12 protein-coding genes are annotated in these 12,286 nt (G+C 73.1%); 8 read left to right on the top strand and 4 right to left on the bottom strand.

Annotated features, from left to right (window positions below; translation table 11 throughout):
- The first annotated feature begins 152 nt into the window (after window positions 1-152).
- The 7 genes from AB0C87_RS30170 (at window position 153) to soxR (ending at window position 6,559) form a co-directional block, all read left to right on the top strand.
- Window positions 153-560, top strand: a complete 408-nt coding sequence (locus AB0C87_RS30170; RefSeq protein ID WP_345175267.1) for a helix-turn-helix domain-containing protein — start codon at window positions 153-155, stop codon at window positions 558-560.
- A 9-nt stretch (window positions 561-569) separates the two neighbouring features.
- Entirely contained in the window at window positions 570-1,346 is a 777-nt protein-coding gene (modA, locus tag AB0C87_RS30175) for a molybdate ABC transporter substrate-binding protein (protein WP_360580618.1), read from the top strand.
- Window positions 1,343-2,167 carry a molybdate ABC transporter permease subunit gene (gene modB / locus AB0C87_RS30180; RefSeq protein ID WP_360580620.1) on the top strand — a complete coding sequence of 275 codons (825 nt, stop codon included), beginning with the start codon at window positions 1,343-1,345 and terminating at the stop codon, window positions 2,165-2,167. Before modA ends, modB begins: the two co-directional genes overlap by 4 nt.
- Entirely contained in the window at window positions 2,164-3,216 is a 1,053-nt protein-coding gene (locus tag AB0C87_RS30185) for an ATP-binding cassette domain-containing protein (protein WP_353832068.1), read from the top strand. The genes modB and AB0C87_RS30185 overlap by 4 nt, the downstream gene beginning before the upstream one ends.
- A gap of 179 nt (window positions 3,217-3,395) precedes the next feature.
- Window positions 3,396-5,213 carry a phosphoenolpyruvate carboxykinase (GTP) gene (locus AB0C87_RS30190; protein ID WP_345175259.1) on the top strand — a complete coding sequence of 606 codons (1,818 nt, stop codon included), beginning with the start codon at window positions 3,396-3,398 and terminating at the stop codon, window positions 5,211-5,213.
- 136 nt (window positions 5,214-5,349) lie between these two features.
- Window positions 5,350-5,943 (top strand): HdeD family acid-resistance protein, encoded by a 594-nt coding sequence (locus AB0C87_RS30195; protein WP_345175257.1) that lies wholly within the window; start codon window positions 5,350-5,352, stop codon window positions 5,941-5,943.
- 61 nt (window positions 5,944-6,004) lie between these two features.
- The gene (gene soxR, locus AB0C87_RS30200) at window positions 6,005-6,559 is read left to right on the top strand and encodes a redox-sensitive transcriptional activator SoxR (protein ID WP_345175255.1); all 555 of its coding nucleotides are present in this window, start codon (window positions 6,005-6,007) and stop codon (window positions 6,557-6,559) included.
- Here the strand turns inward: soxR and AB0C87_RS30205 are convergent.
- Window positions 6,556-8,955: a glycosyl hydrolase family 65 protein gene (locus tag AB0C87_RS30205; RefSeq protein ID WP_345175253.1), complete on the bottom strand. Its 2,400-nt coding sequence runs from the start codon at window positions 8,953-8,955 to the stop codon at window positions 6,556-6,558. The genes soxR and AB0C87_RS30205 overlap by 4 nt on opposite strands.
- On the bottom strand, window positions 8,952-9,701 hold the full coding sequence (locus AB0C87_RS30210; RefSeq protein ID WP_345175251.1) for a beta-phosphoglucomutase family hydrolase: 750 nt from the start codon (window positions 9,699-9,701) through the stop codon (window positions 8,952-8,954). Before AB0C87_RS30210 ends, AB0C87_RS30205 begins: the two co-directional genes overlap by 4 nt.
- Before the next feature lie 156 nt (window positions 9,702-9,857).
- Here AB0C87_RS30210 and gndA point away from each other — a divergent pair, with 156 nt between their 5' ends.
- Entirely contained in the window at window positions 9,858-11,282 is a 1,425-nt protein-coding gene (gndA, locus tag AB0C87_RS30215; RefSeq protein WP_360358321.1) for an NADP-dependent phosphogluconate dehydrogenase, read from the top strand.
- Between the two features lie 3 nt (window positions 11,283-11,285).
- Here gndA and AB0C87_RS30220 read toward each other — a convergent pair whose 3' ends face one another.
- Complete coding sequence (locus AB0C87_RS30220; protein WP_360580622.1) at window positions 11,286-12,080, bottom strand: SDR family oxidoreductase; 795 nt, start codon at window positions 12,078-12,080, stop codon at window positions 11,286-11,288.
- Window positions 12,077-12,262 carry a hypothetical protein gene (locus AB0C87_RS30225; protein WP_345175247.1) on the bottom strand — a complete coding sequence of 62 codons (186 nt, stop codon included), beginning with the start codon at window positions 12,260-12,262 and terminating at the stop codon, window positions 12,077-12,079. Before AB0C87_RS30225 ends, AB0C87_RS30220 begins: the two co-directional genes overlap by 4 nt.
- Window positions 12,263-12,286 lie beyond the last annotated feature (24 nt).

The following is a 12,286-nucleotide window of genomic DNA, read 5'->3' on the forward strand; positions in this document are numbered from 1 at the left end:
GGGATGTAAGTAGATGGTGACATCCGGGCGAGCGCGAGGGAAGACGGGGTGGCGTCCGCCGTGCCTGCAAGGCCGATCAGGACAGAAGTGTCGCTATATCGAGTGACTTATCGCTCTTCCCCTTGCATTTGCGACTCTCTAGGATTTGCGGGGTGACGACGTTCAGGATCAGCGAGGCCGCCGCGCTCCTCGGGGTCAGCGCCGACACCGTCCGCCGCTGGGTGGACGGCGGCCGGCTCCCGGCGTCCCGGGACGAGCACGGGCACCGGCGGGTGCCGGGGGCCGCGCTGGCCGCCTTCGTGCGCGACCAGGCGCGCGGCAGCGGACCCTCCGACCAGGCCGAGCGCTTCTCCTCGGCGCGCAACCGCCTGCGCGGGATCGTCACCGAGGTCATCCGGGACGGGGTGATGGCGCAGGTCGAGATCCAGGCGGGACCGTTCCGCGTCGTGTCGCTGATGAGCCGCGAGGCGGCCGACGACCTCGGCCTGGAGGCGGGCGTGGTCGCCGACGCCGTCGTCAAGTCCACGAACGTCGTCGTCGAGGTCCCGGATCAGGGCTGAGGAGGCACCGTGTTCAAGCGAACGGCGTCGGCGGCGGTGCTGGCGCTCACCCTCCTGGCCGGCTGCGGCGACGTGGGGGGCGAGGGCTCCTCCGGGAGCGGGAAGCCGGGCGGCGCGACCCTGACGGTGTTCGCGGCGGCCTCGCTCACCGAGGCGTTCACCGCGCTCGGGAAGACGTTCGAGGACGCGCATCCGGGAGTGAGGGTCAGGTTCCAGTTCGGCGGCAGCTCGACGCTGGCCCAGCAGATCACGCAGGGCGCCCCGGCGGACGTGTTCGCGGCCGCGAGCCCCGCCACCATGAGGACGGTGACCGGCGCCGGGGACGCGTCGGGGCAGCCGCGGGTGTTCGCCCGCAACCGCCTGGTCATCGCGGTCCCGAAGGGGGACCCCGGCAAGGTCGCGAAGGTGGGCGACCTCGGCAGGCCAGGGCTGAAGGTCGTGCTGTGCGCGGTGCAGGTGCCGTGCGGCGCCGCGGCCGGGACCGCCCTGGCCGCGGCCGGGGTCGAGGTCGAGCCGGTGTCGCGGGAGAAGGACGTCAAGGCCGTCCTGACGAAGGTGGGGCTGGGGGAGGCCGACGCCGGGCTCGTCTACCGCACCGACGTGAAGGCCGCCGGCGGCGAGGTCGCGGGCATCGAGTTCCCGGAGGCCGCCAAGGCGATCAACGACTACCCGATCGTCGAGGTCGCCAGGGCGCCGCACGGCGCGCTCGCCAAGGAGTTCATCCAGCTGGTGGTCGGTGAGCAGGGCAGGTCGGTGCTGAGCCGGGCGGGCTTCGAGGGGCCGTGACCCGACCGGGGAGAGCGCCGCGGGAGGTGGACCGGCTGCCGGGGAGGCCGCCCTGGGTGCTGCTCGCGCCCGCGCTGCTCGGGCTCGCCTTCCTGGTGCTGCCGCTGGCCGGCCTGCTCGTCCGGGCGCCGTGGTCGACGCTCGGCACGCGCCTCCTGCAGGCACAGGTCCTGGAGGCGCTCCGGCTCTCGCTGCTCACCGCGACCCTGGCCACCTGCCTGTGCCTTCTGCTCGGCGTCCCGCTCGCCTGGACGCTCGCCCGGGTCCGCTTCCCCGGCGTCCGGCTCGTCCGGGCCCTGGTGACCGTGCCGCTGGTGCTGCCGCCGGTGGTCGGCGGCGTCGCGCTGCTGCTCGTGCTCGGACGGCGCGGGCTGGTCGGCGGGTGGCTGGACCGCGCCTTCGGCCTCACGTTCCCCTTCACCACGGCCGGCGTCGTGCTCGCCGAGGCGTTCGTGGCGATGCCGTTCCTGGTGATCAGCGTGGAGGGCGCGCTGCGCGCCGCCGACCTGCGCTACGAGGAGGCGGCCGCCACGCTCGGCGCCGGCCGCTGGACGGTCTTCCGGCGGGTCACGCTGCCGCTGGTCGCACCGGGCGTCGCGGCCGGGACGATCCTGTGCTGGGCGCGGGCGCTCGGGGAGTTCGGGGCGACGATCACGTTCGCGGGCAACTTCCCCGGCCGGACGCAGACGATGCCGCTCGCGGTGTACCTGGCGCTGGAGACCGACCCGCAGGCGGCGATCGTGCTCAGCCTCGTCCTGCTCGCCGTGTCGGTCGCCGTTCTCGCCGCGCTCCGGGACCGTTGGGTGGGCGGCGCGAGATGAGCGGTCCCGGGGGGCTGGACGCGCGGCTGGTCGTCCGCCGGGCCGCGTTCGACCTCGATCTCGCGCTCACCGCGGGGCCGGGCGAGGTCGTGGCCCTGCTCGGCCCGAACGGCGCGGGCAAGAGCACCGCGCTGCGCGCCCTGGCCGGGCTCGTGCCGACGGCGGGCGGGCATGTCCGGGTGGACGGCGCGGACCTGCGGCCGCTGCCGCCCGACCGCCGCGGCATCGGCATGGTCTTCCAGGACTACCTGCTGTTCCCGCACCTCACGGCGCTGGAGAACGTCGCGTTCGGGCCGCGCTGCCAGGGCGCGGGGCGCCGGGCCGCGCGGCGGATCGCCGGGGACTGGCTGGAGCGGGTGGGTCTCGCCGAGCACGCGTCCGCGCGCCCGCGGGCCCTGTCGGGCGGGCAGGCGCAGCGGGTGGCCCTCGCCCGCGCGCTGGCCGTCGACCCGCGCCTGCTGCTGCTGGACGAGCCGCTCGCGGCGCTCGACGCGCACACCCGGCTGGAGATCAGGGCCGCGCTGCGCCGCCACCTCGCCGGGTTCGGGGGCGCCGCCGTGCTCGTCACGCACGACCCGCTGGACGCCATGGTCCTCGCCGACCGCCTCGTCGTCGTGGAGGGCGGCCGGCTCGTCCAGCAGGGGACCCCCGCCGACGTCGCGCGCCGGCCCCGCACCGACTACGTCGCGCGCCTGGTCGGCCTGAACCTGTACCGGGGCAGGGCCGAGGGGGGCACGGTCGCCCTGGGTGACGGCGCCGCGACCCTCGACACTGTCGACTCGCTCGAAGGTGAGGTGTTTCTCGCCTTCGCGCCATCGGCGGTCGCGCTGTACCGGACCCGCCCCGACGGCAGCCCGCGCAACCTCTGGCGCACGACGGTCGGCGCGGTCGAACGGCACGGGGACCGCGTCCGGGTGCGGCTGTCCGGCCCGCCTTTCGACGCCGTAGCGGACGTCACTCCCGCGGCCGTCGCGGAGCTCGGATTGGCGGAGGGAAGCCCCGTTTGGGCCGCCGTCAAGGCCACCGAAACCCACGTTTACCCAGCTTGAACGCCCCCGCGCCGTCCGGAGGGCGGATGCGGGCGGTCGGTGCCGTCGACCAGTGATATCCCTCACAGAACCGGGCATCATGCCCCAAAAGCGGACGTGATTGGTCCAGACCAAATGGCAAAAACGACGGGTCTTGTTCATCATGCAAAGATCCTGCGAACAGCTGAAGGAGACGCCCCGTGTCCAACCAGGTCCCCGGCCTCGACCAGGCCCCTACCGGCCACACCGAACTGATTGAGTGGGTACGCGGGATCGCCGAGCTGACCGGGCCCGACCGGGTCGAGTGGTGTGACGGCTCGGAGGAGGAGTGGGAACGGCTCACCGGCCTCCTCGTCGAGCAGGGCACCCTGACGCGACTCGACCCCGCCAAACGGCCCAACAGCTTCCACGCGGCCTCCGACCCCACCGACGTCGCCCGCGTCGAGGACAGGACGTTCATCTGCTCGGAGAAGCAGGAGGACGCCGGTCCCACCAACAACTGGATCGCGCCGGCCGAGATGCGCGAGACCCTGGGCGGCCTCTTCGCGGGTTGCATGAAGGGCCGCACCATGTACGTGGTGCCGTTCTGCATGGGCCCGCTCGGGGGCAACATCTCGCAGCTGGGCGTGGAGATCACCGACTCCGCCTACGTCGCCGTGTCCATGCGGATCATGACGCGGATGGGCGAGGGCGCGCTGCGCCTGATCGAGGAGCGCGGGTCGTTCGTCCGGGCCGTCCACTCCGTCGGCGCCCCCCTGGAGCCGGGCCAGGAGGACGTCAAGTGGCCGTGCAACTCCACCAAGTACATCACCCACTTCCCCGAGACCCGGGAGATCTGGTCCTACGGGTCCGGGTACGGCGGCAACGCGCTGCTCGGCAAGAAGTGCTACGCGCTGCGCATCGCCTCGACGATGGCCCGCGACGAAGGCTGGATGGCCGAGCACATGCTCGTGCTGAAGCTGACGCCGCCCACCGGTGAGACCCGCTACGTCGCCGCCGCGTTCCCGTCGGCGTGCGGCAAGACCAACCTCGCCATGCTGGAGCCGACCATCCCCGGATGGAAGGTCGAGACGATCGGCGACGACATCGCCTGGATGCGCTTCGGCGACGACGGCCGCCTCTACGCCATCAACCCCGAGGCCGGGTTCTTCGGCGTCGCGCCCGGCACCGGCGAGAGCACCAACGCCAACGCGGTCAAGACGCTGTGGGGCAACAGCATCTTCACGAACGTCGCCCTCACCGACGACGGCGACGTGTGGTGGGAGGGCCTCACCGACGAGCCGCCCGCGCACCTGACCGACTGGAAGGGCAACGACTGGACGCCGGACTCCGAGAGCCCGGCCGCCCACCCGAACGCCCGCTTCACCACCCCGGCCGGGCAGTGCCCGATCATCGCCGACGAGTGGGAGGACCCGAAGGGCGTCCCGATCTCGGCGATCCTGTTCGGCGGCCGCCGCGCCTCCGCAGTCCCGCTGGTCACCGAGTCGTTCGACTGGCAGCAGGGCGTGTTCCTCGGCGCCAACGTCGCGTCCGAGAAGACCGCCGCCGCCGAGGGCGCCGTCGGCGAGCTGCGCCGCGACCCGTTCGCGATGCTGCCGTTCTGCGGCTACAACATGGGCGACTACTTCGGCCACTGGCTGGAGATCGGCAAGGCGACCGACGCGGAGAAGCTCCCGCGGATCTACTACGTCAACTGGTTCCGCAAGAACGCCGACGGCAGGTTCATCTGGCCCGGCTTCGGCGAGAACAGCCGCGTGCTGAAGTGGATCGTCGAGCGCCTCAACGGCAAGGCCGACGCGGTCAAGACCCCGATCGGGCACCTGCCGACCCGGGAGGCGCTCGACACCGAGGGCCTGGACATCGACGACGCCGACCTGGAGACGCTGCTGTCGGTGGACACCGAGGTGTGGAAGCAGGAGGCCGCCCTCGTGCCGGAGTTCTTCGAGAAGTTCGGCGACCACACGCCGAAGGCGCTGTGGGACGAGTACCACGACCTGGTGCGCCGCCTGGAGCACTGACGCTCGGCCGGAGCCGTGCCACCGGCCGGACCCGTGGGCCGGTCGCGAACTTTGCGAAGTTCGCGACCGGCCTTTGCGTTCCCCGAAAGGGGCGGAGACGGACACTAGAGGAGGTTCCGTCCCCGGGGAGGCCGGCATGTTCGATCTGATGACCCGCCACTGGTGGGTGCTCGCGCTGCGCGGCACGTTCGCGATCATTTTCGGCATCGTCGCCTGGGTGTGGCCGGGCATCACCGTCTTCGCGCTGGTGGTGCTGTTCGGCGCGTACGCCCTGGTGGACGGCGTGTTCGCCGTGGCGCAGGCGATCCGCGGCACGTCCGGAGGGCCGCGCGGCCTGCTGGCCCTGTCGGGGGCCGCGGGGGTCGCGCTCGGCGTCGCGGCGCTGGTGTGGCCCGGCATCACCGCGTTCGTCCTGCTCATGCTGATCGCCGCCTGGGCGGTCGCCACCGGCGTGCTGGAGATCGGGGTGGCGCTCGCGATGCGCAAGCAGCTCAAGGGCGAGTGGGCGTACGTGCTCACCGGCGCCGTCTCACTGATCTTCGGGATCATGCTGTTCGCGTGGCCCGTCTCCGGCGCGATCGCCATCGTCTGGCTGATCGGGCTGCTGGCCGTCCTGACCGGCGCCGCCATGATCGGCGCGGCGTTCCGGCTGCGCCGGCTCGGCCAGGCCGCCGAGCGCCCGGGCGGGCCGAGCCCGGCCGCCCAGTACCGGCCGGGCCCCCACTACTGACCTGGTCGCCGCCCGCCAGGGCAACCTCAAGCGCGGTTGAGGAACGCGTAGGATCCGGTGCATGACGCGGCTGGAGCACCGGGTGCACGAACTCACCGTCGGGCAGCTCGCCGAGCGGAGCGGCGTGGCCGTCTCGGCGCTGCACTTCTACGAGTCCAAGGGACTGATCAAGAGCCGCCGCACGGCGGGCAACCAGCGGCGGTTCAGCCGGGACACGCTCCGCCGGGTCTCGTTCATCAAGGTCTCGCAGCGCGTCGGGATCCCGCTCGGCGACATCCGCGACGCGCTCGCCACCCTCCCCGAGGAGCGCACCCCCACGGTGGCGGACTGGGCGCGCCTCTCGGAGCGGTGGCGCGGCGACCTCGACGCGCGCATCCGGCAGCTCGAACGGCTGCGCGACGACCTCACCGACTGCATCGGCTGCGGCTGTCTGTCGATCAACAAGTGCGCCCTCGCCAACCCCTACGACCGGCTCGGCGACGAGGGGCCCGGGCCGCGCCGCCTGCTCGTGCCGGCAGGCGCCGGGGAGCCCGCGCCCCGCCCGGCGGACGGGACGCGGGCCTCCGGGGCGGACGGCTGCGCGCGCGTCTGCGCTCCGGGGAGCGACCCCGCCTAGCGGCGGCGGGGATCGCGCCCGTGCGGGTCGATGCGCCGCGGGGCCGGTTCCCGCCCCGCCGGCTGCGTCACCGGCGGGCGCACCGGGATCTGCTCGATCGGCAGCTCGACGGGCTCGTCGGCGAGCGTGAACCGCTCGCCGTGGTGCCACAGCGTGAGGCCCCGGCCGTCCAGCAGCTCGTAGCGGGCCGCCTCGCCCGTCACGCTGACCTTGATCCGGTTGCCGCGGTACCGCATCCGGAACGCCAGCCGGCTGATCCCGCCGGGCAGCCGCGGCGCGAACCGCAGCGTGCCCCTGCCCGCCCGCATCCCGCCGAACCCGGCGACCAGGCCGCTCCACGCGCCCGCCATCGAGGCGATGTGCAGCCCGTCGCGGGTGTTGTGGTTCAGGTCGTGCAGGTCCATCAGCGCGGTCTCGCCGAGGTAGTCGTGCGCCAGCTCCAGCTGCCCGACCTCGGCGGCGACGACCGCCTGCGTCTGCGCCGACAGCGAGGAGTCGCGGACGGTCAGGCCCTCGTAGTAGGCGAAGTCGCGCTCCTTCTGCTCCTCGGTGAACGCGTCGCCGCACAGGTGCAGGGCGAGCACGAGGTCGGCCTGCTTGACCACCTGCTTGCGGTAGAGGTCGAAGTAGGGGTAGTTCAGCAGCAGGGGATAGTGGTCGGGTTTGGTGGCCGAGAAGTCCCAGCGGGCGTGGTTGGTGAAGCTCTCGCTCTGCGGATGGACGCCGAGACGCTCGTCGTAGGGGATGAGCATCGCCGCCGCCGCGTCCCGCCACGACGCCGCCTCCTCGGCGTTCACGCCGAGCCGGTCGGCCACGTCCGGGTGGCGCATCGCCGTTTCGGCGGCCTCCTGGAGGTTCCGGCGCGCCATCAGGTTGGTGTAGACGTTGTTGTCGACCACCGCGCTGTACTCGTCGGGGCCGGTGACCCCGTCGATGCGGAACACCCCGCCCACGTCGTGGTGGCCGAGGCTGCGCCACAGCCGGGCCGTGTGGACCAGGATGTCCAGGCCGATCTCCCGCTCGAACTGCTCGTCCTGCGTGGCGTCCACGTACCGGACGACGGCGTCGGAGATGTCGGCGTTGATGTGGAACGCCGCGGTGCCGGCCGGCCAGTAGCCCGAGCACTCGTGCCCGCGGATCGTGCGCCACGGGAACGTCGCGCCCTCCAGGCCGAGCTGGTTGGCACGGTCCCGGGCCAGCGGCAGCGTCATGTGCCGCCAGCCGAGGGCGTCCGCCGCGGCGCCGGGGGAGGTGTAGGTGAGGACCGGCAGCACGAACGTCTCGGTGTCCCAGAACGTGTGCCCGTCGTAGCCCGGCCCGGTCAGCCCCTTGGCCGGGATCATGCGGCGCTCCGCGCGGGCGCCGGCCTGCAGGACGTGGAACAGCCCGAACCTGACCGCCTGCTGGATCTCGGCGTCCCCGTCGACCTCGACGTCGGCGCCCTCCCAGAACTCGTCGAGGTACTCGCGCTGCTCGTCCAGCAGGCCCTGCCAGCCGGTCTGCCGCGCGCCCGCCAGCGCCCCGACCACCTGGTCGTGCAGCGCGGGACGCGACCGCCGGCTCGACCAGCCGTAGGAGATGTACTTGACGATGCGCAGCCGCTGCCCCGGCTCCAGCCGCGTCGCGACCGTCAGCCGCCCCACGTCCTTGGAGCTCTCGGTGTCGATCGCCATCGACTCCGGGCCCTCGATGTCGTGCGACATCCCGGCGGCCATCCGCAGGCCGCTCTGCCGCGTCCGGTGCAGCAGCAGCACCTTGGTGCCGTTGGCGACGTGCTCCTCGCCGACGAGCGGGCTGCTCAGGATCGCCGACTCGCGCGGGTCCTTGCCACCGCCGGGCAGGGCCTCGTTGGCCACCAGCTCCGACTGGGCGACGACCCGGACCGCCTCGTCGACCGGCTCGACCTCGTAGCAGATCGCCGCGACGGCGCGCTGGGTCAGCGACACCATCCGGACCGAGGTCACCTTGATCGTCCGGTCGGCCGGGGAGGTCCACTCCACGTGCCGGGTCAGCGTCCCGGCGCGCATGTCGAGGATCCGCTCGTGGTGGTGCAGCCGGCCGTAGCGCACGTCGAGCGGCTCGTCGTCGACGAGCAGCCGGATCACCTTGCCGTTGGTGACGTTGATGACCGTCTGGCCCATCTCGGGGTAGCCGTAGGCGGTCTCGGCGTGCGGCAGGGGGCGCTGCTCGTAGAAGGAGTTCAGGTAGGTGCCGGGGAGCCCGTGGGGCTCGCCCTCGTCGAGGTTGCCGCGCATTCCGACGTGCCCGTTGGAGAGGGCGAACACCGACTCGGTCTGGGCCAGCCGGTCCAGCCGCAGCTCCGGCTCCCGCACGCACCACGGCTCCACGGAGAACACGGGCCGGTCGGCCCCGGCCTGGCCTTCGTGCGTGCTCACGGCGCCTCCAGCAGCTCGGACAGGTCGTCGACCACCACGTCGGCGCCGTGCTCGGCGAGCGCCTTCGCGTGCTCGTCGCCGACCCGGTTGACGCCGACGACGTAGGCGAACGCTCCGGCCCGCCCCGCCTGGACGCCGGCGAGGGCGTCCTCGAAGACCACCGCCTTGCCGGCCGGGACGCCGAGCTCCTCGGCCCCCGCGAGGAACGTGTCGGGGGCGGGCTTGCCGGGCAGGTTCCGCTCCGCCGCGACGACGCCGTCGACGCGCGCGTCGAACAGGTCGGTGATGCCGGCCGTCCGCAGGACCTGGACGGTGTTGGCGCTGGAGGAGACCACGGCCGTCTTCAGCCCCGCCTCCCGCGCCTTGCGGACGTAGTCGATCGAGCCCTCGAACGTCTCGACGCCCTTCTCCTCGATCAGCTTCAGGACCAGGGCGTTCTTGCGGTTCCCCAGACCCCTGATCGTCTCCTTCTCGGGCGGGTCGTCCGGATCGCCCTCGGGCAGGGAGATGCCGCGCGACTCCAGGAACGAGCGCGTCCCGTCCTCGCGCCTCTTGCCGTCGACGTACCGGCCGTAGTCGCGCACGGGGTCGAACTCGGTGAACGCCTCACCGGTCCGCTCCGCCCGCTCGCGCAGGTAGCCGTCGAACATCTCCTTCCACGCCGCCGCGTGAACTGCCGCGGTCCGGGTCAGCACCCCGTCGAGATCGAAAAGACACGCGGCCGCCTCGTCCGGCAGTCCCAGCATCGCACCCCCAGGTAGATGGCACTATCGATAGTGGTCCTCAACGCGCGGCCCTTTCCCGCGCCGGGCGCGGGCATGCGGTCCCGGGCGCTCGAACGGGGGGATCATGAGCCGCGTACAACCCCTTGGTCAGGGTCGCACACGAGGAGGAGTGAGCCAATGCAGAAGGCGCGAATCGGTGTCACCGGGCTGGCGGTGATGGGGCGGAACCTGGCCCGCAACCTCGCCCGGCACGGGCATCCCGTGGCCGTGCACAACCGCACGTCGGCCAAGACCAAGGCGCTGGTGGAGGAGTTCGGCGACGAGGGGACGTTCCTGCCCGCGGAGACGCCGGAGCGGTTCGTGGAGTCGCTGGAGCGGCCCCGGCGGCTGGTCGTCATGGTGAAGGCGGGCGGCCCGACCGACGCGGTCATCGACGAGTTCGCCCCGCTGCTGGAGCCCGGCGACATGATCGTCGACGGCGGCAACGCGAACTTCGCCGACACCCGCCGCCGCGAGGCCGCGCTGCGCGAGCGCGGGATCCACTTCGTCGGCACCGGCGTCTCCGGCGGCGAGGAGGGCGCGCTGCACGGCCCGAGCATCATGCCGGGCGGCTCCGCCGAGTCCTACGAGGCGCTCGGCCCGCTGCTGGAGGACATCTCCGCCAAGGTCGACGGGACGCCGTGCTGCACGCACGTCGGCCCGGACGGCGCCGGGCACTTCGTGAAGATGGTGCACAACGGCATCGAGTACGCCGACATGCAGCTGATCGCCGAGGCCTACGACCTGCTGCGGCACGCCGCCGGGCTCGCGCCCGCCGAGATCGCCGAGGTGTTCCGCACCTGGAACACCGGGCGCCTGGAGTCCTACCTGATCGAGATCACCGCCGAGGTGCTCGCGCACACCGACGCGTCGACCGGCAAGCCGTTCGTGGACGTCGTCCTGGACCAGGCCGAGCAGAAGGGCACCGGCCGCTGGACCGTGCAGACCGCCCTCGACCTCGGCGTCCCGGTGGGCGGCATCGCCGAGGCCGTGTTCGCCCGGTCCGTCTCCGGCCACGCCGCGCTGCGCGAGGCCGCCCGCGGCCTGCCCGGGCCGTCCCGCACGGTCATGGCGGGCTCCGGCTTCGCCGACGCCGTGGAGAAGGCCCTGTACGCATCAAAGATCGTGGCGTACGCGCAGGGGTTCCACGAGATCCAGGCGGGCAGCGCCGAGTACGGATGGAACATCGACCTCGGCGCGATGGCCACCATCTGGCGCGGCGGCTGCATCATCCGGGCCCGGTTCCTGGACCGCATCCGCGCCGCCTACGAGGCCGACCCGCAGACGCCGACGCTGCTGACCGACGACCACTTCGCCGAGGCCGTGGGTGACGCCCAGGGCGCCTGGCGCGAGGTGGTCGCCGCCGCCGCGCACATCGGCGTCCCCGCGCCCGGCTTCTCCACCGCCCTGGCCTACTACGACTCGCTGCGCGCCGACCGCCTGCCGGCCGCGCTCACCCAAGGGCAGCGCGACTTCTTCGGCGCCCACACCTACCGCCGCACCGACCGCGACGGCTCCTTCCACACCCTCTGGGGCGGCGACCGCACCGAGGTGAGCGCCTGACGGTCAGCCCTTCCGCCACTCCGGGGACTCCAGAGCCCCCGCGGCCTGCGGCCCCATGAGCCCGAGGCCGCCGTCCACGAACAGCGACGCGCCCGTCACGTAGGAGGCCTCCGGGCTCGCCAGGAAGGCGATCGCCTCCGCGACCTCCCCGGCGTGCCCGGGCCGCGCCAGCGGGTATCCCGCCCGGCTCTCCGGCTCGGGCGGCCGGTCGTGCTGCCCGGTCATCGGCGTCGCGATCTCTCCGGGCGCCACCGTGTTGACGGTGATCCCGTGCTCGGACAGCTCCAGGGCCAGCACCCGGGAGAGCATCTTTAGCCCGCCCTTGGCGGCGCAGTACGGCCCGGCCCCGACCCGTGGGTACTCCTCGTGGACGCTGGTCACGTTGACGATGCGGCCGCCCTCGCCGCGGCCCGCCATCCGCCGGGCGGCCCGCTGCGAGCACAGGAACGCCCCGTCCAGGTCGACCGAGACGACCTCGCGCCACTCCTCGAAGCCCATGTCGAGCAGGTGCCGCATACTGCCCGTCCCGGCGTTGTTGACCAGCACCCCGGGCCCGCCGAGCTCGTCGGCCAGCTCGTCGACGGCCCCGGCCGCCCGCACCGGGTCGGTCAGGTCGTGCCGCCGGACGGCCGCCCGCCGTCCCTCGCCCTCGACCTCCCGCGCCGTCCCCTCGGCCCCTTCCCGGTCGGACCGGTAGGTGATGCCGACATCGAATCCCCCGCGGGCCAGCGCGACCGCGGTCGCCTTCCCGATGCCCGAGTCGGCACCCGTGACGACGGCGACGCGGTCGTAGCTCACGGCTCCTCGTCCGGGTCCAGTTCCACCCCGGCGATCGGGTCGCCGCCGCGGGTCCCGCTCTCGGCGTCTCCCTCGTACCCTTCTTCGGCGCTCTCGCTGCCCGGGACGACCCGCTCGTGCGGCTGGTCCTCCAGCCCGGAACTGGCTCCCGGGCCCCGGTCCTCCGGCTCCTTCTTGTCCATCCGCTCGGCTCCTCTCGCGTTCCT

The sequence above is a fragment of the Actinomadura sp. NPDC048021 genome, assembly GCF_040653135.1.
Classification (GTDB): domain Bacteria; phylum Actinomycetota; class Actinomycetes; order Streptosporangiales; family Streptosporangiaceae; genus Spirillospora; species Spirillospora verrucosospora.